The sequence below is a fragment of the Geomonas agri genome (assembly GCF_020179605.1).
GTDB classification, from domain to species: Bacteria; Desulfobacterota; Desulfuromonadia; order Geobacterales; family Geobacteraceae; genus Geomonas; species Geomonas agri.
Window position 1 is genome coordinate 787,758 of record NZ_JAINZO010000002.1, and the last position, 20,768, is coordinate 808,525.

Annotated in this window: 15 protein-coding genes; 5 read left to right on the plus strand and 10 right to left on the minus strand. The window is 65.4% G+C overall.

What is annotated here, in order from left to right:
- Positions 1-88: 88 nt before the first annotated feature.
- From K7R21_RS15000 to K7R21_RS15020, 5 genes are read left to right on the plus strand one after another with little or no spacing between them, the layout of a single operon-like run.
- Positions 89-2,140, plus strand: coding sequence for a TonB-dependent receptor plug domain-containing protein (locus K7R21_RS15000; protein WP_224984096.1), 2,052 nt, complete (start codon positions 89-91; stop codon positions 2,138-2,140).
- Between the two features lie 13 nt (positions 2,141-2,153).
- Complete coding sequence (locus tag K7R21_RS15005) at positions 2,154-2,720, plus strand: YfiR family protein (protein ID WP_224984097.1); 567 nt, start codon at positions 2,154-2,156, stop codon at positions 2,718-2,720.
- A 1-nt stretch (position 2,721) separates the two neighbouring features.
- The gene (locus tag K7R21_RS15010; protein WP_224984098.1) at positions 2,722-4,884 is read left to right on the plus strand and encodes a putative bifunctional diguanylate cyclase/phosphodiesterase; all 2,163 of its coding nucleotides are present in this window, start codon (positions 2,722-2,724) and stop codon (positions 4,882-4,884) included.
- Between the two features lie 26 nt (positions 4,885-4,910).
- Positions 4,911-7,160, plus strand: a complete 2,250-nt coding sequence (locus K7R21_RS15015) for a GspE/PulE family protein (protein WP_224984099.1) — start codon at positions 4,911-4,913, stop codon at positions 7,158-7,160.
- 46 nt (positions 7,161-7,206) lie between these two features.
- Positions 7,207-9,948: an MASE3 domain-containing protein gene (locus K7R21_RS15020; RefSeq protein WP_224984100.1), complete on the plus strand. Its 2,742-nt coding sequence runs from the start codon at positions 7,207-7,209 to the stop codon at positions 9,946-9,948.
- Positions 9,949-10,013: 65 nt separating this feature from the next.
- Here K7R21_RS15020 and K7R21_RS15025 read toward each other — a convergent pair whose 3' ends face one another.
- From K7R21_RS15025 to K7R21_RS15070, 10 genes are all read right to left on the minus strand, one after another.
- On the minus strand, positions 10,014-10,514 hold the full coding sequence (locus K7R21_RS15025) for a c-type cytochrome (protein WP_224984101.1): 501 nt from the start codon (positions 10,512-10,514) through the stop codon (positions 10,014-10,016).
- Positions 10,515-10,799 carry a hypothetical protein gene (locus tag K7R21_RS15030; RefSeq protein WP_224984102.1) on the minus strand — a complete coding sequence of 95 codons (285 nt, stop codon included), beginning with the start codon at positions 10,797-10,799 and terminating at the stop codon, positions 10,515-10,517.
- On the minus strand, positions 10,739-11,089 hold the full coding sequence (locus K7R21_RS15035) for a hypothetical protein (RefSeq protein ID WP_224984103.1): 351 nt from the start codon (positions 11,087-11,089) through the stop codon (positions 10,739-10,741). The genes K7R21_RS15030 and K7R21_RS15035 overlap by 61 nt, the downstream gene beginning before the upstream one ends.
- A gap of 9 nt (positions 11,090-11,098) precedes the next feature.
- A complete protein-coding gene (gene ccoS / locus K7R21_RS15040) occupies positions 11,099-11,449 on the minus strand; it encodes a cbb3-type cytochrome oxidase assembly protein CcoS (protein WP_318248352.1) in 351 nt (116 codons plus the stop codon).
- Positions 11,450-11,571: 122 nt separating this feature from the next.
- Positions 11,572-12,561 (minus strand): cbb3-type cytochrome c oxidase subunit II, encoded by a 990-nt coding sequence (locus K7R21_RS15045; RefSeq protein ID WP_224984105.1) that lies wholly within the window; start codon positions 12,559-12,561, stop codon positions 11,572-11,574.
- Positions 12,558-13,943 (minus strand): cbb3-type cytochrome c oxidase subunit I, encoded by a 1,386-nt coding sequence (locus K7R21_RS15050; RefSeq protein WP_224984106.1) that lies wholly within the window; start codon positions 13,941-13,943, stop codon positions 12,558-12,560. Before K7R21_RS15050 ends, K7R21_RS15045 begins: the two co-directional genes overlap by 4 nt.
- Before the next feature lie 201 nt (positions 13,944-14,144).
- Complete coding sequence (locus K7R21_RS15055; RefSeq protein WP_224984107.1) at positions 14,145-14,723, minus strand: cytochrome c3 family protein; 579 nt, start codon at positions 14,721-14,723, stop codon at positions 14,145-14,147.
- A complete protein-coding gene (locus tag K7R21_RS15060) occupies positions 14,720-15,775 on the minus strand; it encodes a hypothetical protein (RefSeq protein WP_224984108.1) in 1,056 nt (351 codons plus the stop codon). Before K7R21_RS15060 ends, K7R21_RS15055 begins: the two co-directional genes overlap by 4 nt.
- On the minus strand, positions 15,762-17,633 hold the full coding sequence (locus K7R21_RS15065) for a quinol:electron acceptor oxidoreductase subunit ActD (RefSeq protein WP_224984109.1): 1,872 nt from the start codon (positions 17,631-17,633) through the stop codon (positions 15,762-15,764). Before K7R21_RS15065 ends, K7R21_RS15060 begins: the two co-directional genes overlap by 14 nt.
- A 62-nt stretch (positions 17,634-17,695) precedes the next feature.
- Positions 17,696-20,596, minus strand: coding sequence for a 4Fe-4S dicluster domain-containing protein (locus tag K7R21_RS15070; RefSeq protein WP_224984110.1), 2,901 nt, complete (start codon positions 20,594-20,596; stop codon positions 17,696-17,698).
- Between the last annotated feature and the right edge of the window lie 172 nt (positions 20,597-20,768).

Genomic DNA, 20,768 nt, shown 5'->3' on the forward strand with positions numbered 1-20,768 from the left:
TCGAGTTACTGCCGCGCCTTCTTCCACAGGCTCGTTGTTCCAACCAGCGGCACAGGTGTTGAAGAAGCAGAAATGCTGGAGGAAGACGATGAGAAGATACCGTCCCCGGCCGAGGCTGGCCCTGGCCGGCGCGTTGATGCTGTCGCTGCTTTGCACGAGCGTGGCGTTCGCCGAGGATAGCGCCGTTCAGCCGGCGTCCGACCTCGAGTCGATGGACCTGGAGCAGCTCACCAACCTCAAGGTGGAGAAGGTCTACGGTGTTTCCAAATTCGAGCAGGTGGTGACCGAGGCGCCCGCGTCGGTCACCGTGATCACCTCCGACGAGATCAAGCGCTACGGCTGGCGCACCATGGCCGACGTCCTCAACGCGACCCGCGGCTTCTTCACGACCTACGACAGGAACTACAACTACATAGGGACCCGCGGCTTCAACCGCCCCGGCGACTACAACACCCGTCTGCTGCTGCTGGTGGACGGACACCGCATCAACGACGCCATCTACGAGTCCGCCGCCATCGGCACCGAATTCATTCTCGACATGGCGCTCATCGACCGCATCGAGATCATCCGGGGACCGAGCTCCTCGCTCTACGGCGCCGGTGCCTTCTTCGGCGTGATCAACGTCATCAGTAAGAGCGCCAAGCAGATCGAGGGGCTCGAGGTGGGAGCGGGGTTGGGGAGCCAGCAGACCGGCTCCGGCCGCATCAGCTACGGCAAGCTCCTTAACGGCGGCGAGTTCCTCGTCTCCGGTTCCGGCTATTCCAGCCGGGGCAACGACCGCCTCTTCTTTCCGGAATTCAACGACCCGGCCACCAACAACGGCATCGCGGCCAACATGGACCGGGACCGCAACTACTCGCTGTTCCTCTCCGGGCACCTGCAGGACCTGACCCTGACCGGCGCCTTGGTTTCCCGGGACAAAAGAGTTCCGACCGCCTCCTTTGGCACCATCTTCAACGACCCGCGCAGCAACACCAACGACCGCAGGAGTTTCCTCGACCTGCGCTACGAAAAGGGCATCGACGGCACCGGCATCACCGCCCGTCTCTTCTACGACGAGTTCCGCTTCACCGGCAATTTCGCCTACGACAAGACCGGTGACGATCCTCCCTTCTACCCCGCGACCTACGTCAATCGCGACGACCACCTGGCGCGCTGGTGGGGGGCGGAACTGCAGGCCAGCCGCCAGCTGTTGCCGCGGCTGCAGCTGACCAGCGGGGTGAAGTTCCGCGACAACTTCCAGATCGACATCCCCAACGAGGACCTGGTACCGGGGGGGCGCCGGCTGGACAACAGCCACGACGACGTCTTCTACGCCCTGTTCGGCCAGGCCGAGCTGCGCATCCTGGACACCCTGATCCTGAATGCTGGGGTCCGCTACGATCATTACGAGACCTTCGGGGGGACCACCAGTCCGCGCCTGGCGCTGATCTACACCCCAGTCGAGGGGACCGTGTTCAAGTTGATCTACGGTCAGGCCTTCCGGGCGCCCAACGCCTACGAGCTGTACTACAACGACGTCTTCAACGGCTACGCCACCAGCCCGGCCCTCAGGCCGGAAACGGTGCGCAGCTACGAGGCGATCTACGAGCAGTACTACGGCGACGTGGTGCGTACCAGTGCGAGCCTGTTCTACAACAAGATCAGCAACCTGATCAGCTACCAGGACGTGTCGCCGACCCAGGTGGCCTTTGCCAACATCGACCGGGTCAAGGCGGTGGGGGGCGAGTTCGAGATCGAGGGGCAGTGGAACAGCGGCTTCGCCGCGCGCAGCAGTTACGGCTTCGTATCCGCCAGGAACCAGGCCACCGACCAGGGCCTGGACTACTCGCCGCGCCACCTGGTCAAGCTCAACCTGACCGCCCCTCTGTACCTGAAGAAGGTTTTCGCCGGCATCGAGATGCAGGGGGTGAGCCGGCGCGAGTTTACCCACAACGGCGCACAGGTCGGCTCCCCGGGGTACCTGGTCACCAACGCCACCCTTTCATCGACGGCGCTGCTGCCGGGGCTGGAGGCCTCCTTCTCGATCTACAACCTCCTGGACCGGCACCTGGAGGACCCGGCCACCACGGACCACGTGCAGAGCCTGATACCCCAGGACGGCAGGACCTACCGACTCCTGTTCAGCTACCGGTTCTAGGGAGAGAGTGCCGATGCCAGTACTGCCACGGACACGGAGGTGCTCCCTGGGGCTTTTGCTCCCGGCCCTCCTCTGCCTGTTCCTCGCCACCCCGGGACGCCTGGGCGCGGAGGCGCCCCAGGAGTACCAGGTCAAGGGGGCCATGGTGTACAACATGGCAAAGTACATCGAGTGGCCCACCGACGCCTTTTCCGGCAGCGGCGCTCCGCTGGTTGTCTGCAGCCTCGGGCGCGGCCCCTTCACGGCGGCGCTGGAACAGTACCGGGGCAAGACGGTGCTGGGGCATCCCCTGCACGTGAAGCGGGTGCAGCCGGGCGAGGATCTGGGGGAGTGCCACCTGTTGGTGGTAAGCGGGGTGGAGAAGCGCTACCTGGCGGGGATCCTGGACCAGGCACGCAAGAGGTCGCTGTTGACGGTGAGCGATCACCCCGACTTCGCCAGGCTCGGGGGGATGATCGGGCTGGTGGAGATCGAGGGGAGGGTCCGCTTCGAGATCAACGTCAAGGCGGCGCAGCAGTCCCGCTTCAGGATCAGTTCGCAGCTCTTGAAACTGGCCAGGATCGTACGCGAGGGTGATTGATATGAGGCGGCCGGGCGAAAAGTTCATCAGGAACCTCCCGTTGCAGCGCAAATTGATGCTGATCATCATGAGCTGCTGCACGGCCACCCTTTTCGTCTCCTCCCTGTTCTTCGTGACCCGCGAGGCCAATGTCCAGTACCGCAGCCAGCAGGAGTACCTGGTCTCGCTGGCGGACATGATTGGCAGAAACATCGCGTCGGCGCTCGTTTTCAATGACCTGGCGACAGCGCAGGACACCATCAGGCCCCTCACCCAGAAGGACAACATCCTGGCGGTGTACATCGTCAACAAGGAGGGGCGCTTGTTTGCGCGCTACCAGTCCGCGGCGGAAGCGCATCCCGTGCTCCCCCTGGAGCTCCTTCCCGACTGGGCATCGCCGGAACAGGTGAGCCAGGCGGTGCAGCAGGTGACCCGCGAGGAGTACACCAGCTCGTTCCTGTCCGGCTACGCCAGCGTGGTGCGGCCGATCCACCTGGACCACGAGCAGGTCGGCACCGTGGTGATCCACGCCAATGCACAAGGGTTCCTGCAGAGCCTGCGCTGGAACATCCTGGTGGCGCTGGGTTTCATGGCGGGCACCTTCCTGGTCTTCTGCCTGTTCTCGGCCCGGCTGCAGCTGATGATCTCGGCGCCGCTTCTGGGACTTTTGGCCGCGATGAAGGAGATCTCCGCCGGCAAGAACTTCGCGCTGCGGGTGACCAAGCCGTGCGACGACGAGATCGGCATGCTCTACGACGGCTTCAACGACATGCTGCACGAGATCGAGGAGCGGGACCAGATACTCGTCCAGCGCCAGGCGCACCTGCAGCAGCTGGCCCACTATGACCCGCTGACCCGGCTCCCCAACCGCACCCTGTTCTACGACCGACTGGGGCAGGCGCTGTTCCACGCCGAGCGCTCCCGGGAGGCGGTGGCGGTCATCTTCATTGACCTGGACCACTTCAAGGACATCAACGACACCCTCGGGCACCGCACCGGTGACCTTCTGCTCATCGAGGTGGCCGGTCGGCTGGGCACCGTGGTGCGCAGCTGCGATACCGTCGCGCGCCTGGGGGGTGACGAGTTCACCATCTTCTGCCAGAATGTGGCTAGCCCGGAGAACGCGGCACTGGTGGCGCAGAAGCTGGTGGCCCTGTTCGCCACTCCCTTCCGCCTGGGCGCCAGCGAGATTCGCGTCACCGCGAGCGTCGGAGTCACCCTCTACCCGCACGACGGCAAGAGTGTGGACGAGCTGCTCATGAACGCGGACATCGCCATGTACCACGCCAAGGGGTGCGGCAAGAACGTGTACGCGCTCTTCGACAAGAGAATGAACGAGCATGCCAGCGAGCGGGTCACCCTGCTGGCCGACCTGCGCCAGGCGGTGGAACTGGGCCAGTTCGTGTTGCACTACCAGCCCAAGGTGGACCTGTTGACCGGCAAGGTCACCAGCGTCGAGTCGCTGGTGCGCTGGATGCACCCGCGGCTGGGCATGCTCGCGCCGGACAAGTTCATTCGCCTGGCCGAAGAGGGGGGGATGATCGCGGAACTGACCGAGTGGGTCATGCGCACCGCCTGCCTGCAGGCCAAGGCGTGGCAGGGGGCGAACCTGGCGCCGGTCAGGGTAGCGGTGAACCTTTCTCCCTTCCATTTCCAGCGCCAGGACGTGAAGCAGTCGGTCTGCGCCGTGCTGGCGTCGACCGGGCTCGACCCGGCCTTATTGGAGATAGAGATCACCGAGAGCGCGTTGATGCAAAACGACGAGTACACCTGCCGCGTGCTGAGCGAGTTGCGCGCTATGGGGATCACCATTTCGGTGGATGATTTCGGCACCGGATACTCATCGCTGTCGTACCTGCACCGTTTCCCGATCAATACCCTGAAGATCGACCGGACCTTCATCCTCAACATGATGAAGAGCTCGGAGGACCAGGCCATCGTCACCGCCATCATCGCCATGGCCAAGAGCCTCAAGATGCAGATCGTGGCCGAGGGGGTGGAATCGGTGGACCAGCTGGAGGCGCTGAAGGACCAGGGATGCCACGAGATCCAGGGCTTCCTGGTGTCGCGGCCGGTGAACGCCGAGCGCGTGGCACGCTTCTTCACTGACGAGGATCACCTGCAGCCGCATACCATGACCGCCGAGACCCTGGAAGGGGGAACCGCCCGGCAGCTGGCACGGTAACAAGCAGTACCTGCCGAGGAGTTACGATGAACGAACTGACCATAAAACTGAAGACCGGGGACGAGATCAAGGGGGTACTGACTCGTTCCTTCAAATACCAGGATACCGACGTTGAGGTGCTCACCGAGGAGAGCAGGGAGACGCTGGTCTTCTCCCTGGACGAGATCTGCTACATCCGCTTCCTGAGTCCTCCCGCCGGCATCGGGCGCGGCGGTAACGATACGCTGGAGGAAGTGCAGACCATCGCCGGCGAGACCTTTCGGGTCCACGTCCCCACCAACGGCAAGTTCCTGAAGGGGTTCCTGGGGCTTCTGCCGGGGGAAGGCGACAGCTACCAGACCCTTTTCTTTACCGATTCGGGCGTACGTTACCGCCAGGACGCCCGCTACACCGGCCAGATCCTCCACGATCAGGGCTATGTCTCCACCGACAAGCTGGAGGCGGCGCTCAAGCAGCAGGAGGAACAGGCGCACCGTGGGGAGGATGCGGCCATCTTGCTGGCCGACGCTGTGGACGAGGGAGAAATGCACGAACAGGCACATAGGCACGAGATGCACCACACGCGGGTGGGGGACATCCTGGTCGAGTCGGGGCTGGTGACCAGGGAGCAGGTCGAGGCGGCGTTCAAGAGCCAGAAGGGCAAGAAGCTGCAGGTGGGGGAGCTCCTGATCATGAAGGGGCTGATCACCGAGGAGCAGCTCCTGTCCGCGCTCGCCACTAAGTTCCGGCTCCGCTTCGTGGACCTGGAGACGGTGATTCCGACCGATGCCGCCCTGGGCGCCATTTCCGAAGGGCTCGCCACCCGGCTGAGGGTATTCCCCATTTCGCTGGAAGGGAGAAAGCTGGTGGTGGCCACCTGCGCCCCCACCGACCTCACCATTGGCGACAACCTGCGTTTCTCCACCAACTTCGTTCCGGAACTGGTGGTGGCCTCGTCGCACCAGATCCTGGCTGCCATCGACAAGTACTACCGCAACCGGATCGAGACGGTGGACACCCTCTTGAACTCGATGAAGGGTGAGGCGGAGACGGTGACCATCGAGGAGGAGGCCGACGACACCCGGCTGCTCTTCGAGCCCGACTCCAAGATCATCTCGCTGGTGAACCGGATCCTGATCGACGCGTACCGGCGCGGCGCCTCGGACATCCACTTCGAGCCCGGCAATGGCAACGAGCCGCTCAACATCCGCTACCGGATCGACGGCGAGTGCATCCACGCCCACAAGGTGGCCGCCTCCTATAAGGGGGCCATCTCGGTGCGCATCAAGATCATGGCCGACCTGAACATCGCGGAACGCAGGCGCCCGCAAAGCGGCAAGATCCTGCTCCGCTATCGGCAGCAGATGCTGGAGTACCGCGTCGAGATCACCCCCATGGTGGGGGGGCGTGAAGCGGCGGTGCTGAGGCTTTTGGCCGCCTCCAAGCCGCTCCCCCTCCCGGGGCTGGGGCTGCTGTCGCACAACCTGGTGCGCTTCATCGAGATCCTCGAGAAGCCGCACGGCATCGTCCTCTGCGTCGGCCCCACCGGCTCGGGCAAGACCACCACGCTGCACTCGGCGCTGGGGCACATCAACACCCAGGAGCGCAAGATCTGGACCGCGGAGGACCCGGTGGAGATCACCCAGGCGGGGCTGTGTCAGGTGCAGGTGAACGCCAAGATCGGCTTCACCTTCGCCGAGGCGTTGCGCTCCTTTTTGCGCGCCGACCCCGACGTGATCATGATCGGCGAGATGCGCGACGCCGAGACCTCCAAGATCGCCATCGAGGCCTCGCTTACCGGCCACCTGGTTTTCTCCACCCTGCACACCAACTCGGCACCCGAGGCGGCGGTGCGCCTCATCGAGATGGGGATGGACCCCTTCAACTTCTCGGACGCGCTATTGGGCATCCTGGCGCAGCGCCTGGCCAAGAAGCTCTGCCCGCACTGCAAGAAGCCGGCGCGCGACCAGCGCCAGCGCTACGACGATACCGTGGCCGCCCTGCGCCAGATCGCCGGCGACCGCGAGGGTGTGGTCCCCGATGTCAAGGAAGCCAACTTCATGAAGGCGGTGGGGTGCGAGGAGTGCGGTGGCACCGGCTACAAGGGGCGCATCGCCCTGCACGAACTGCTGGTGGGGACCGAGACCGTCAAGACCGCCATCAGGCGCGGGGTGGGCATGGACGAGCTGCGCTCCATCGCCATGGACGAGGGGATGTGGACCCTGAAGATGGACGGCCTGATCAAGGTGCTGCAGGGTGAGACCGACCTGGAGCAGATCCTGAAGGTTTGCATGTAACAGCAAGTGGCACGACACGACGAAGCACGCGGGAGGGATCGGGAAGATGCCCCAGGGTGAGGTGCGTTCGAGTTGGAAGTTGGCGCTGCCGGCTTTTGCCGTCCTGGCGGGGATCCCGTTCCTGCTCCTGGAGCTGTTCGGCCCCGCGCTGTACGTGGTGCTCGATGTCCCCTCCTACCTCACCTTCCACAACATGGTGGAAATATTCAGCGTCATGGTCTCCCTCTCCATCTTCGGAGTGGGATGGTTCTCCTACGATCAAAGCCGTGACCGGCACACCCTCTTTCTCGCCGTCGCCTTCCTGGGCATCGGGCTGATGGATCTGATGCACACCCTGGCCTACTCCGGCATGCCGCCCCTGGTCACCCCCAACTCTCCCAACAAGTCCACCCAGTTCTGGATCGCCGTGCGCGGCTTCTCCGCCGCCGCCTTCCTGGCCAGCGCCTTCGTCGACGAGCGCTGCCGCTGTCGATGGCTGGCACGGTTGCCGCTGCTGACGGGGGTAGTTGCAGTCACCGCGCTTTCCTTCTGGGGCATCGTGTTCCGTCCCGACTTCGTGCCGGAGACCTTCGTGCCGGGGGTGGGGCTGACCCCCTTTAAGAAGGTGTCCGAGTTGGGCATCATCGCCCTGCTCGTGCTGGCCACCCTGGCCTACCTGGAGCGGTTGCGCCGCACCAGGGACGGCATCTACCTGTACTACCTGAGCGCCTTCATCCTCTGCATCGTGAGCGAGCTGAGCTTCACCGTGTACAAGAGCGCCTTCGACAGCTACAACGTGCTCGGGCATCTGTACAAGCTGGGCGCATTTCTTTTGATCTACCGCGGCATCTTCGCGGCCGCCATCAAGCGCCCCTACCTGCAGCTCCACCTGACCCTCGGGGAGCTGCGCCACACCAACGATCTCCTCATAGCCATCATGGACTCGATCCCGCACTGCATCTTCTGGAAGGACCGCGGCAGCGTCTATCTCGGCTGCAACCGGGAGTTCGCCAGGAGCGCGGGGCTCGCCGACCCCGCCGACATCGTAGGCAAATGCGACTACGATCTCCCCTGGAGCCCCGAGGAGTCCGAGGGGTACCGGGGCGACGACCGCGAGGTCATGGAGAAGAACCAGGCCAAGATGCACATCATCGAGAACCTGACCCAGGCCGACGGCAGTGTCATCTGGATCGATACCAGCAAAATGCCGCTTTTGGACGAAAACGGCGCGGTGCGAGGGGTGCTCGGCATCTACGAGGACATCACGGCGCGCAAGCTCGACGAGGAACGGCTCTCCGAGACGCTACAGTTCAACCAGGAAATCATCACCAGCGCCCGGGAGGGGATCATCGTCTACGACCGGGATCTGCGCTACCTGGTCTGGAACCCGTACATGGAGGAGATCAGCGGTTTCCCGGCCGGCGAGGTCCTGGGCAGACACCCCGCCGCTGTCTTCCCCTCGCTTGTCGAGGCGGGGATGATGTCCCGGCTGGAGCAACTCGTCCGCGGGGTTGCAGGCCCAACGGTGGTGGAATTCATGTCCACCGACGGCAGGGGCAAGACTCTGTGGCTTTCTGACGCCTCCGCTCCCTTGCGCAACAGTTCCGGCGAAATCATCGGGGTCATCGGCACGGTTCGTGACATTACCGAGCAGCGCGGCATCGAGGAACAGCTGCGCCAGGCCCAGAAGTTGGAGTCGGTCGGGCGGCTGGCGGGAGGAGTGGCCCACGATTTCAACAACAAGCTCACCGTGATCATGGGGTGCGCCGAACTGGCCTCGCGGCAGACCCGGGAAGCACCGCTGCTGGAGCACCTGCGCCTGATCGTCAAGGCGGCGGAGCAGTCTCGCGACATCACCAAGCAGTTGCTCGCCTTCTCGCGCCAGCAGGTTGTCACGCCCAGGACCGTGCAGGTAAACAGCATGCTGGCGGAGATGAAGAAGCCATTGGGGCGGTTGATCGGCGAAGACGTGTCCATTGTGCTGGCGCCCGGGGAGCAACTCTGGAACGTCAGCATGGATCCGGTGCAGCTGGACCAGATCGTGATGAACCTGGCCGTGAACGCACGCGATGCCATGCCCCAGGGGGGGACCATCACCATCGAGACGGCCAACGTGCAGTTCGAGGCGCCGCCCCCCCTGCACCCGGAGGCGCGGCCGGGTGGATATGTGCGGATCACCTGTCGTGACACCGGCGTGGGGATGGATAGCGAAACCCGCGCCCACATCTTCGAGCCCTTCTATACCACCAAGGGGCAGGGGAAGGGGACCGGGCTCGGACTGGCCACGGTGTACGGCATCGTCAGGCAAAACGGAGGCTTCATCGATGTAGAATCCGTTCCCGGGTGCGGGAGCGTGTTCAGCATCTGGCTGCCGCGGTGCATCGGGGGGGATGAGAGCCAGGAACCGCCGCGTCCTGCGACGCCGGGAAAAGGGGCGGGGACGGTGCTGCTGGTCGAGGACGAGGACATGGTGCGCGAGCTGACGGGGAGCATCCTGGAGTCGATCGGGTACCGCTACCTCGCCACGGCCGACCCGCGCGAAGCGCTGGAGGTGGCGGCCAACCCGGAGGTGGTCATCGACCTGGTGCTCACAGACGTGGTGATGCCCGGCATGCGCGGACCGGAGATGATGCAGCGGATGCGCCTCCAGCGTCCCGGGATCAAGTGCATCTACATGTCCGGCTTCACCGATGCCATCCTGGACGAGGAGAGCGCGGGAAGGGAGGGGGCGGCCTTTCTGAAGAAACCGTTTCAGATGGAAGAGCTGGCGCGGCTGGTACAGTCGGTGCTCACCACGCAACCGCGCTGAGGCTGGCGCGGCGGGTGCGATTGGCGGGGCGGATCAGTGGTGCGCTCGGGGCCTCGAGCTGTGGATCAGCGGGGAGAGTTGAGCAAGCGCAGGTAGCGGACCAGCGGCCAGCGGTGGCCGGGAGGGACCACGCGTTCCAGTACCGGCTCGTGCCCGGTGCCGGTCAGCATCGCGCGCAGCAATTCGCCGTCGCGGTAGGCGGCGACCTTGGGAAGGCGCAGGTCGGCCGGTCTGGGGACGTAGCTGTTGCCGACGGGACCGTCGCCGGCCCCGGTGGCACCGTGGCAGAACACGCAGTAGTAGCCGTAGTAGGTTTCCCCCTGTGCAAGGGCTGCCGGGGTGGCCGCCACCGGGTTGGTGAGTGCGGCGGCACCGGCTTCGCCGGGAGCCCGGCTGATCGCGGGGGCGACCGCCACCGTGCCCGCTGGCGGCGCCGGCAGCACCATTTGGAACTCCCGCACGTGGTGCTGCACCGTCATGCGCGGACCCCGTACCAGGATGTACCCGAACAGCACCGCCCCGAGCAGTGGGGGCGCCAGCACCATTAATACCGCCAGCTTTTTCATCTATTCCCCCCCCTGTTTTCCGCCTGGGGCCGGCGGCAGCGGCACCGCCTCCGGTAGCGGCCGGATCTGCCGCTGCGCCTTTCCTCGCGGCTCTTCGCTCGAGTAGATCGACTCCGCCGGGGCATCCGGGAGCTGTCCGAAGTCCCAGCGCCGGGGCGCGTCCTGGACCAGCAGGTACACCAGCCAGCCGAACCCCATGATGGCGCCGCTGAAGGCGATCAGGATCACCCACTCCCAGGGGGAGCGCAGTTCCTGTTGTTCGTCGTAGTCGGGCTTTTGTTCCATGGTCGCCTCACCAGTTGGGGGGGGACGGCGTGGTTGTGCGAGACCTCGAACAGGGTGAACGCGATGCAGATCCCGAAGAGAATGATGATCACCCAGGGCATGAAGCTGCGCAGCCAGCGCAGAAAGCTGGCGGGTCCGCGCACCTTGATCGTTTGGCTCTGTTTCTCGACCCCGCGGGGCAGCCAGAGCGCCTGGTAGGTGAGCGCCGTGAGCAGCACCAGCGCCACTCCGACGCAGAGTGTGATCACCAGCCACTGGTTCTGCAGCACGTACAGGTAGAGCATCAGCATGACGTCCCCCTAACCACAATCTTCCCCCTCCCTAGCCCTCCCCCTCCGGGGGAGGGGACAATGGACAGATTCATCATCACTTCGAATGTCGCTCCTCCCCCTGGAGGGGGGAGGTCGGGAGGGGGGCTCCTCCGGAATGCCGCTATCGAGCGCCAGGTAGCGTGCCCGTTCCTGGTCCGCGAACTGTCCCGACCGTACCCCCCACAGGAAGAACACGATCAGCATCCCGCACATCAAAAGCGGAAAGCACATCCAGATGAACAGGAAAGCCGGTGTATCCAACGCGCTGGTCATGTCTCTCTCTCCAGTCCCCCCTCCCCTTGCGGGAGGGGGGTAGGGGGTGGGGGAAGGTGCCATCATTGGTACATGTTGCCGCTTCACCCATCTGCTCCTCCCCCCGGAGGGGGGAGGGTGAGGGCGCTGCAGTACCCCTCGCCCTCCGGGAGAGGGGCAGGGGTGAGGGATGGCGCCAAGTGAGGCTGCTACGGCGACTGGTCCACCGCCGGCGGCTGGTACTGGTTCTGCCAGTTCCCCTCGTAGGAAGCGTCAATGCCGCGCGGTTCCGTGTTGGCATCGGTATAGCCCAGGAACGACACCGCCACGTAGTTGGCCAGGTCCCAGATCTTCTCGCTCTCCAGGTGCTTCTTGAAGTAGGGCATCGCGGTGCCGGTGATGCCGTTCATGATCTGGTAGTAGAAGATCCCGCCGATGTACCTGTTCTCCACCAGGTGGCGCCTGAGGATGGTGAAGTTCAGCGGGGGCGGCCCCAGGAAGGGCTGTGCCGGTCCGTTGCCGTCGCCGATCGGACTGTGGCAGTTGATGCAGAGCTGCTGGTAGATCCTTTTGCCGCGCTGCAGCGCCGCCTCGGTGGCCGGGTAGGGGTTGGGCATCCGGCGCCACACCTCGGGGACCTGGGCGTGCAGCCACTCGATGTTGCGATCCACGCCCCCTGCGTAAGCCGCCTGCGCCTGGCGCTTCCACTCGCGCTGGCGCTTCTGGCGCACGTCCGCGTCCTTCCCCCCGAGCGCCTGCACGTAGGCCGCCAGTGCCGTGATCTCGTGCTTGGTCAGGAAGTCCCAGGCCGGCATCAGCGAGATGGGCGTGGTGTAGCGCGGGTTGGTGAAGTGGGCGATGTTCCAGTCGTCGCTGTGCTCGCCACCTTCCTGGGACAGGTCGGGGCCGGTGCGCTCGCTGCCGAGGATGGCAGGTTCGATCCCGGCGTAGTCGCCCGCGCGGGCGATCCTTTCCGCGCCGATGTCCCAGTCGCTGACCCGGATGAAGAGCGAATGGCAGTAGCTGCAGCCGTTTTTCACGTAGAGCCGGTGTCCTTCCCGTTCCAGGGGGGAGAGGGGGCGCCAGATATCGGAAGGGGTGTCCTTCATGGTCAGCGAGGGGAGCCCGACGATGATGAAGGTGGAGGCCCAGAAGACCAGCAGCGCGCCGACGATGAGGAAGGCCGGTGTCATCTTCATGCCGCCTCCTCCCCGCGCAACAGGGGCTCTTCGTCCCGCGCCGGGCGCAGGGTCAGGTACAGGTTGGCGAGACCCACCAGCGACCCGGTGAGGATGAAGACCCCCAGCGCCGCCCGCATCACCATGAAGGGGGACAACTGCGGCAGTACCCGAAGCACCGTCTCGCCGTTATGCCAGGCGCTCCCCTGTACCAGGCCGGCCATGGTCAAGACGATGAAGAACCCGGTCAGCCCGAAGGTGATCAGGCCGAACTGCAGGTTGATCAGCTTGTTGGAATAGACCGGCCGGCCGCTCACCAGCGGCAGCACGTGCCACATGGCGCCCAACGCGATGTAGCCGCCGAAGCCGAGCATGGCGATGTGGGCGTGGCCGATGGTCCAGTTGTTGAAGTGAGTAACCCGCTGCAGGAAGGGGAGCGACTGCAGCGGCCCCTGGATGCAGGTGATGATGTACCAGACGATGCCCCCCATCACCAGGCGCGCCGGCGGGTCGTTCCAGACCCTTCCGCCGTAGCCGCGTGCAGTCAGCCAGAGGTTGATCACCACGATGGAGACCGGGAGCACCATGGAGACCGAATCGACCACCGATACCGTTTTCAGCCAGTTGGGGATGGGGGACTGCAGCACGTGATGGGCGCCGATGTGGCTGTAGAGCGCGATCAGCAACCAGAAGCCAAGTAGCGACAGCGTGTGCGAGTTGAGCGGCGTGCGGGTGACCCGGGGGATCACAAAGTAGGCGGCACCGGTGGCGAGCGGCGTGATCAAAAGCCCCGGAAGGTTGTGTCCCCAGGACCAGAGGAACAGGGAATCGATCAGTCCCGGCATGGCGCCGGTGGCGGGGTGCCACATCACGTTCCCCAGCGGGTAGTTGCTGGCGGTCCAGAGGAAGGCGGCCATGAAATACCAGATAGAGACGTAGAGCTGCGGCTCGCGGCGGTTCACGATGGTCATGACCGTGTTGACGATGAGGCAGGCGACGGCGATGACCAACGACACGTCGGCGAGCCAGACGTACTCGTTGTACTCGCGCCCCTGGGTGTACCCGAAGGCGAAGCCGAGCGGGCCGCTCAGCACGGTGAGGTTCCAGAACAGGAAGGCGACCCAGGCCAGCGGCTCCGACCAGAGCCTGGTCTTGAGCAGGGCCGGGAGGTAGTAGAGGCCGATGCCGACGAGCATGGTGCCGGTGAAGCCGTAGAGCATGGTGTTCACGTGCACCGGGCGCTCCCGCCCGAACACCAGGGCGGCCACGTGGGGCAGGAACTCCGGCGCAACCAGGTGGATGGCCGAGAACATGCCGTAGACGGCACCCACCACGAACCAGACCGCGCCCGCGACCATGAAGGCGAGCGCCGCGCTCTGCGGTTTGTGGATGAAGTTAGCCATGGCAGTCCTCCCCGGAAAAGTCTCTCTTTGCGTGCTCAGCGGATACGGCGCGTTTCCCTGGGGACTGGCTCCGCAGGTGCCTGTCCCCTGCTCTCTGCCCCCTCCCCCGGAGGGGGAGGGTTGGGGAGGGGGAGCAGACGCGTCCTTTATCCCCCTTCCCGGCCTCCCCCCTCCGGGGGGAGGAGGTGGCAGCTCTCTGGTTCACCTATGGCAGACGAAGCAGTCGTGGGTGACGCGGTTGTCCCGGTGGCACTGAATGCAGAAGCCCATTTCAAACTTCACCGCCCCCGCCACCCGGTCCATCTGGCGGACGTCGCCGTGGCAGTGGCTGCAGTCGACGCCGCGGCGCAGGTGCATGGAGTGGTCGAAATAGACGAACTCCGGCAGCCAGTTCACCCGCTGCCAGACCACCGGCTGGTTCTGCTCCACCAGCTCCCGCAGCCGGGCGATGTACGGGTAGGTGCGGATGACGCGGGAGTGGCAGAGCAGGCAGGTCTGCAGCGGCGGAATGCCGGCCCGCGACGAGCGCGTCGCGCTGTCATGGCACATGAAGCAGCTGACGTGCTTGAGCCCGGCGTGCACCCGGTGGCTGAACGGGATAGGTTGGCGCGGGCCGAGCCCCACCGGGTAGAGCCGGTTCAGGTAGACCAGCGCCGCCAGTGCCGCGCACAGGATGGCCCCGGCGGCCACGGCGTTGGCCCACAGCGGAATGCCGCGGGGGCGACCCCCATCCCGGGGCGCCTTCTTGGGCGAGGTGTTGGGCCCGGCTGCCGGCGTCATGACCGCCCCCTGTCAATTCGGCGCATCCAGGTCATGCCGATGCCCAGCACGCCGGCAAAGCCCGCGGCCAGGGAAAGTTCGTGCAGCCCCAGCCGGGGCGCCTGGTCGAAGGTCGGCGCCACCAGCCACCAGCGCTCCAGCCATAGCCCGCACAGCACCAGCAACGAGATGAACCCCAGGGCACGGCGGCTCTTTTTGGCGCGGACCGGCAGGAGCAGCACCAGCGGCCCGAAGTAGACCAGGGCCAGCAGGAGCGCGCTCACCGGCTGCCAATGCGCGCCGTGCAGGCGCGGGACGATGAAGCGGACCTCCTTCGGCAGGTTCTCGTACCAGTACGGCAACAGGTGCGAGTACATGAGATAGGTGGTCATCAGGCTGAAGGCGACCATCAGCTTGCCGAGGTCGTGCAGCAATTCGGGGTCCGCCTCCTGGTGACGCGAGGCAAGCAGGGCCCAGCAGGTGATGGCGATGTAGAGCCCCGACATGAAGAAGTAGCCGCCAGCCAGGTTGCAGTGCCAGTAAGGGTCGAGCGCCATGACCAGGTCGAAGCCGAGCAGGGAGAACACCAGGCAGTAGATCAACACCAGCAGCGTCCCGCTCGATTTGCCTTCCCCCGCCTGGCGCTTTTTCCTGTGGTACAGCGCCATGCCCCAAAAAAGGAGCAGCGCCGCCAGGTCCCGCCCCAGCACGAAGTCGGGGTCCAGCCATAGCCCCTGGTGGTAGTGGATCCCCTGCCAGGGCGCCCAAAGGCGGTTGCCCACCCACAGGAGCACCAGGGCCGCCAACGAGGGGAGCGCGAAGGAGATCCCTGGCGTCGCCAGACGTTCCGCCTTCAGATGCCAGCGGCCGTTGCAGGAGGCCACCAATGCCGGCCAGACCACGATGCCCCCCGCCAGCGACGTGAAGAACAGGAAGTTCATCAAAAGCGAGCGCCACGCCCTGCGCTCCTCGGGCCCGTTCAAGAGCACGATCCAGACCGCGATCCCGGCCACGGCCAGCACGATCCAGAGCGGCAGCCAGAGCTTGCCTGAGGGAAGCTCACTGGTGGACATGGAATTCCTCCGGTCGGGCCTGCAAGAGCCGCTCCTGCAGCATCCGGACCTCGTCGGGGCCGCAACTGACCAGCAGGCCGAACTTGTCGCGCGAAAAGCGCGGGTCATATAACGGGAGCGTCTCCAGGCGGAACAGGCGGGCCAGCAGGGCGAGCCCCAACAGGTTGGCCAGGCTCCCGAGCAGGATTGTCCCCTCGAAGCCGACCACACAGAACGGGACCCAGGACAGCGGCGGCTTGCCGCCCACGATCAGGCGATTCACCATGGCGGTGCCGCCGGCGAGCCAGAAGCCGCCCAGCAGGCCGGAGATGGCGCCGGCCAGGGTGAAAATCCGTACCGGGCTCTTCTTCAGTTTAAGGATCTCGCTTAGTTGCTCGAGCTTCACCGGGGAGAAGGTCTCCATGATCTCGAAGCCGCCGTCGCAGCAAAGCTTGGCGGCGCTGACGAGACTGCCGGCGTTGGAGAAGATGGCGAGGACGGTAGGACGGTGCTGCGGCAGCCTCTGGCCGACCCGGTGCAGGCAGGGCTTCGTCGGCGGGATCTCCTCCTCGGCGATCTGCCCCTTCAACTCGCTGAGCGGCACGGTGGGCAGCCCCCGGGTGAAGAGGACGAAAAAGAGGAAGAAGAATCCGAAGGAGCCGGCGGTGATCATCACCTCGACCCAGGTGGGGAGGTAGCGCCCGAAGTTGTTGGGGAGGAAATCGTGCGCCTGTGCGGTGTAGATGATCATCAAGCGCTCGAACCACATGCCGACGTTGATCAAAAGCGAGATCACGAACAGCGGCAGGTAGTGGGTGCGCAGGCGCTTGAAGAGGAAGAGCCAGGGTATCAGCACGTTGCAGATCACGCAGAGCCAGTACATCCACGCAACCGGCCCCGCTACGCGCCACTTGTAGTTCTGCCACTCGATGTGGTCGCCCGAGTACCAGGCGATGAATCCTTCCGCGATGTAGGCGTAGCCGACGATGGTGGCGGTGAGGATGATGGTCTTGGCTAGCATCTCGAAGTGGTGCATCTGTACCAGGCGCTCTAGGTGCAGCAGTTTCCGCATCGGGATCAGCAGGGTGAGCACCATGGCGAGGCCGGAGTGGATGGCGCCGGCGACGAAGTAGGGGGGGAAGATGGCGCTGTGCCACCCCGGCAGCAGGCTCATGGCGAAGTCCCAGGAAACCACCGAGTGCACCGAGACCACGAGCGGTGTGGCGAGGGCGGCGAAGAACAGGTAGGAGCGACCGTAGTGGTGCCACTGGCTCCCCGAGCCGGACCATCCCAGGGAGAGGGCGCGGTAGATACGGGTTTTAAGGTGCATCGGCCCCAGCTGCGCGCGGTAGCGGTCCCGGGCTGCGGCGAGGTCCGGGATCATGCCGATGTACCAGAAGATGAGGCTCACGGTCAGGTAGGTGGAGACGGCGAGGACGTCCCAGACCAGCGGGCTCACGAAGTTGGGCCAGATCTGGCGCTGCGACGGGTAGGGGATGATGTAGTAGCAGGCCCACAGCCTTCCCAGGTGGATGAGCGGGAAGAGGCCGGCGGTCATGACCGCGAAGATGGTCATCGCCTCGGCCGAGCGCGACACCGCGTCGCGCCACTTGGCGCGCAAGAGGTAGAGGATGGCGGAGATGAGAGTCCCGGAGTGCGCGATACCGACCCAGAAGACGAAGTTGGTGATGTAGACCGCCCAGCCGATGGGGCGGTTGAGGCCGGTGACCCCCATGCCCGCCTGGGTCTGGTACATGAGGGAAAGCGCCCCCAGGCCCGCCAGCCCTGCCAGGGACACCACGGCCAGGTAGAACGCGAAGCCGGGTTTCTCCATGGCGTTTAATGCGTCGTCGTTGATTTGGCCGTAGCTTGGCGGCACAGGCGCTCCTTTGTCTGACGTCGGACCGGTCAGACTTGTCTGACTAGTCGGACCAGTCTGAGTCAGACCACGTCGTTGTCCACCCGCCTTAAGAACGTCACCGCGGGCTTGGTGTTCAGCTCGTGTAGCAGGTGGTAGCGGCGCGGGTCGCCGCGGGTCAGCCGCGTGACCAGCGCCTGCGGGTCCAGCAGGTCCCCGAAGGTGAAGACCCCGGCCGGGCAGGTCTGGGCGCAGGCGGGCACCACCTCGCCGTCCGCCAGCTTGCGTCCCTCCCGCGCGGCCCGGTACTCGGCCTGTCGGATGCGCTGCACGCAGAAGGTGCACTTCTCCATGACGCCGCGCTGGCGCACTGTCACCTCGGGATTCAACTGCAAGTCCAAGGGCTTTTGCCACTCCACGTTGATCCAGTTGAAGCGGCGCACCTTGTAGGGGCAGTTGTTGGAACAGTAGCGGGTGCCGATGCAGCGGTTGTAGATCTGGGCGTTGAGCCCCTCCTCGTTGTGCACGGCGGCGAACACGGGACAGACCGGCTCGCACGGGGCGGCGTCGCAATGCTGGCAGTGCAGCGGCAGCCATGCGTAGCGCCAGGTGCTCCCGGGAACGCGGTACGGCGGCACGCGCAGCCACGCCATCTCCCGTCCGTCCGCCACCAGCTCCGGCCCGATCACCGGGACGTTGTTTTCGGCGTAGCAGGCGACGGCGCAGGCGCCGCAACCGATGCAGCGCTGCAGGTCGACCACCATGGCCCAGCGGTGCTTGGCGTGTTGATGCGTCGGGTAAAGGTCGCGGTCGGCGTGGTACCCCTCGGGGAGCGGGAGGTCGAAGTCTGCCTGGGGCGGGTTACCGGCACGCAGCACCGAAAGTGGCACCGACTGGAGCAGGTCGCGGTGCAGCTGCTCCCGGCGCAGCGCGGTTCGAATCGGCCGGGGGGCGTCGTCGGCTACCCGGCTGACCCGGCAGGGGGTGGAAAAGCCCGCACGCTGGGCGGTGTCGAGGAGGAGAAAGGCGTTGGACCCTACCCCCCTCGCGTTCTTGCCCAGGGCGCTGTGCCCCTGCCCCAGGCTGATCGCGGCGCTATGCTCGTGGATCTCCGTGGTGAGGCGGGCCGGCGCCCGCAGCGAACCGGCGGCGGTGGCGAGTTGCACCAGGTCCCCCGTCTCGATGCCCAGCGCGGCTGCTTTCTTGGGATGCAGGTCGATCCAGTTCCCCCAGACGATGAAGGTCATCGGGTCAGGTGCCTCCTGCAGCCAGCCCCGGTTGGCCAGGCGTCCGTCGTAGAGCATGATCGGCGCCCAGGGCCACAACTCCACGTCCTCGACCCGTACCGGTTCTGAGGACCGATGGGTCTGGAAAGACACTCCGGTCGGGCGCGGGGCGGGCGCCGTGCCTGAAGCTGGCGGCGTCGCCTGCCAGGTCCCTCCCGTCCTGAGCGCGCCTTGCCAGCCGCGCTCCGCATCATCACTGCCGCCGCCGAAACCACGTCGTTCCTTCATCCACTGCAGTAAGTCGGTCGGCATCGTGCCGCGTGGTGTCTTAAGTGCATTCCCTGCCTGCCGGGCCAGTCCGATCAGGACGTCCCCCGCGTTGTGGGTATCGTACAGACGTCCCATCACCGGCTGCATCAGGCCATCCACGCCGGGCTCCGGCTGGTACTCGCCCCACGACTCCAGATGAGAGTCGGTTGGGAGCACCCAGCGCGCAAGTTCCGCCGTCTCGTCCAGTTGGCTCCCCAGGTACACCACCATCCCCGCCCGCGCCAGCAGATCCGCCGCTCCCGTCCTGGAGTAGGCGGGGTTGGCGTCGAGTACGAAGAGGACGTCTTGCGGCCCCAGGGAGGAAAAGAACAGGTCCAGTTCCGCATCGCGAGCGCTGGTACTGAGGGCATGGGGGCGGGAGAAATCGAACGTGGTGCCGATTGCCCCGACGGCGTAGTTGAGCAGGGCGGCGCAGAGGGCGGTGTCGGTGGCGGCCGGGCCGCCGCCGTACTGGGGGCCGGCCAGGGCCACCGGGCGTCGCGCAGAGGTGAAACCGCGGGCGACGGTCATCAGGAGCTCCTGGTCCATGGCGGGCATGGGGGAGGAATTGAGCAGGGCGTCCAGCGCCGGCCGGACCGGTCCCATGTCGTTCCTGTTCCAGCCCCGGTCCATGATCACTCTGAGCAGGGCCGCCGCTACCAACGGGAGCTGCCGGGGGGATACCTGTAGGAAATGGTCCGCGTTGCTCGCGGTCATGGAGAGGCGCGGTCCAAGGTAGGCCATCCGTGTCGGCGCGGCACCCTCTCGGTATGCGCGGCCATCGGCGAACTGGCGGGCCTGGCGCACCGGAGAGCCCCATGTCTCCAGGAAGTCGGCGGCGAAGCTCACGATGAAATCGCACCCTTCCAGGTCGTAGCGGGGGATCACCGGGAGGCCGAAGAGCTGCTGGTGGGCGGTGCGGAGGGCTTCGTAGTTGAAAGGTTCGTAGAAGAGGAGCCGGTTGGAGCCGAACGCGGCGGCAAAGGAGTGCAGCACCTCGGCCAGTGCGCCGGTCTGAAGGGTGGAGAGCAGCACCACCCGCCCTCCGGCGGAGAGCCGGGCGGAGATCGAGGTGAATGCTTCCCGCCAACTCTTGGGCCGAAGTTTCCTGCCGCTGCGGTAGAGCACCTGGGTGACCCGGTCCGGGTCGTAGAGCCCCTGCAGCGAGGATTGTCCGCGTGCGCAGAGCGTCCCGAAGTTCACTGGGTGCCCGGGGTTCCCTTCCGCCTTGGTGGCGCGGCCGTCGCGGTTGGCCACGTGCATGCCGCATCCGGCGGGGCATTCGCGGCAGGTGGTGGCGTAATAGGTCCAGTTGCCGGGGGTGATGTCTTCGGGTGGGATCACCTTGGGGATCAGCTTGTTGACCAGCTTGCGCGGCGCATCGGTTGCCAGCGCAATGCTGCTCCCCCCGGTAATCCACAAGAAGGTGCGTCTGGACAGCTCGGACATCGGTGCGCCCCCGCGACGGTTCTCATCGCTTCAATGAAACCCAAGATGAAAAAAGATTAACCTTTTGTATCAAGGTCGTCGGCCTTGTCAAGTTCACTCGGCAAATGGTGGCTATCGCTGTTGACAATGCAGGTCCGGTTCCTAGACTGTATGGTTGATTAAAAGAATTAAA

What these genes read in the sequence shown, in the direction of transcription:
- K7R21_RS15025 (WP_224984101.1), bottom strand. Translation starts at nt 10,514, where the DNA reads ATGAAAAAGCTGGCGGTATTAATGGTGCTGGCGCCCCCACTGCTCGGG.
- K7R21_RS15010 (WP_224984098.1), top strand. Translation starts at nt 2,722, where the DNA reads ATGAGGCGGCCGGGCGAAAAGTTCATCAGGAACCTCCCGTTGCAGCGC.
- K7R21_RS15035 (WP_224984103.1), bottom strand. Translation starts at nt 11,089, where the DNA reads ATGCTGATGCTCTACCTGTACGTGCTGCAGAACCAGTGGCTGGTGATC.
- K7R21_RS15005 (WP_224984097.1), top strand. Translation starts at nt 2,154, where the DNA reads ATGCCAGTACTGCCACGGACACGGAGGTGCTCCCTGGGGCTTTTGCTC.
- K7R21_RS15020 (WP_224984100.1), top strand. Translation starts at nt 7,207, where the DNA reads ATGCCCCAGGGTGAGGTGCGTTCGAGTTGGAAGTTGGCGCTGCCGGCT.
- K7R21_RS15045 (WP_224984105.1), bottom strand. Translation starts at nt 12,561, where the DNA reads ATGAAGATGACACCGGCCTTCCTCATCGTCGGCGCGCTGCTGGTCTTC.
- K7R21_RS15055 (WP_224984107.1), bottom strand. Translation starts at nt 14,723, where the DNA reads ATGACGCCGGCAGCCGGGCCCAACACCTCGCCCAAGAAGGCGCCCCGG.
- K7R21_RS15030 (WP_224984102.1), bottom strand. Translation starts at nt 10,799, where the DNA reads ATGGAACAAAAGCCCGACTACGACGAACAACAGGAACTGCGCTCCCCC.
- K7R21_RS15060 (WP_224984108.1), bottom strand. Translation starts at nt 15,775, where the DNA reads ATGTCCACCAGTGAGCTTCCCTCAGGCAAGCTCTGGCTGCCGCTCTGG.
- K7R21_RS15015 (WP_224984099.1), top strand. Translation starts at nt 4,911, where the DNA reads ATGAACGAACTGACCATAAAACTGAAGACCGGGGACGAGATCAAGGGG.
- K7R21_RS15070 (WP_224984110.1), bottom strand. Translation starts at nt 20,596, where the DNA reads ATGTCCGAGCTGTCCAGACGCACCTTCTTGTGGATTACCGGGGGGAGC.
- ccoS (WP_318248352.1), bottom strand. Translation starts at nt 11,449, where the DNA reads ATGATGGCACCTTCCCCCACCCCCTACCCCCCTCCCGCAAGGGGAGGG.
- K7R21_RS15000 (WP_224984096.1), top strand. Translation starts at nt 89, where the DNA reads ATGAGAAGATACCGTCCCCGGCCGAGGCTGGCCCTGGCCGGCGCGTTG.
- K7R21_RS15050 (WP_224984106.1), bottom strand. Translation starts at nt 13,943, where the DNA reads ATGGCTAACTTCATCCACAAACCGCAGAGCGCGGCGCTCGCCTTCATG.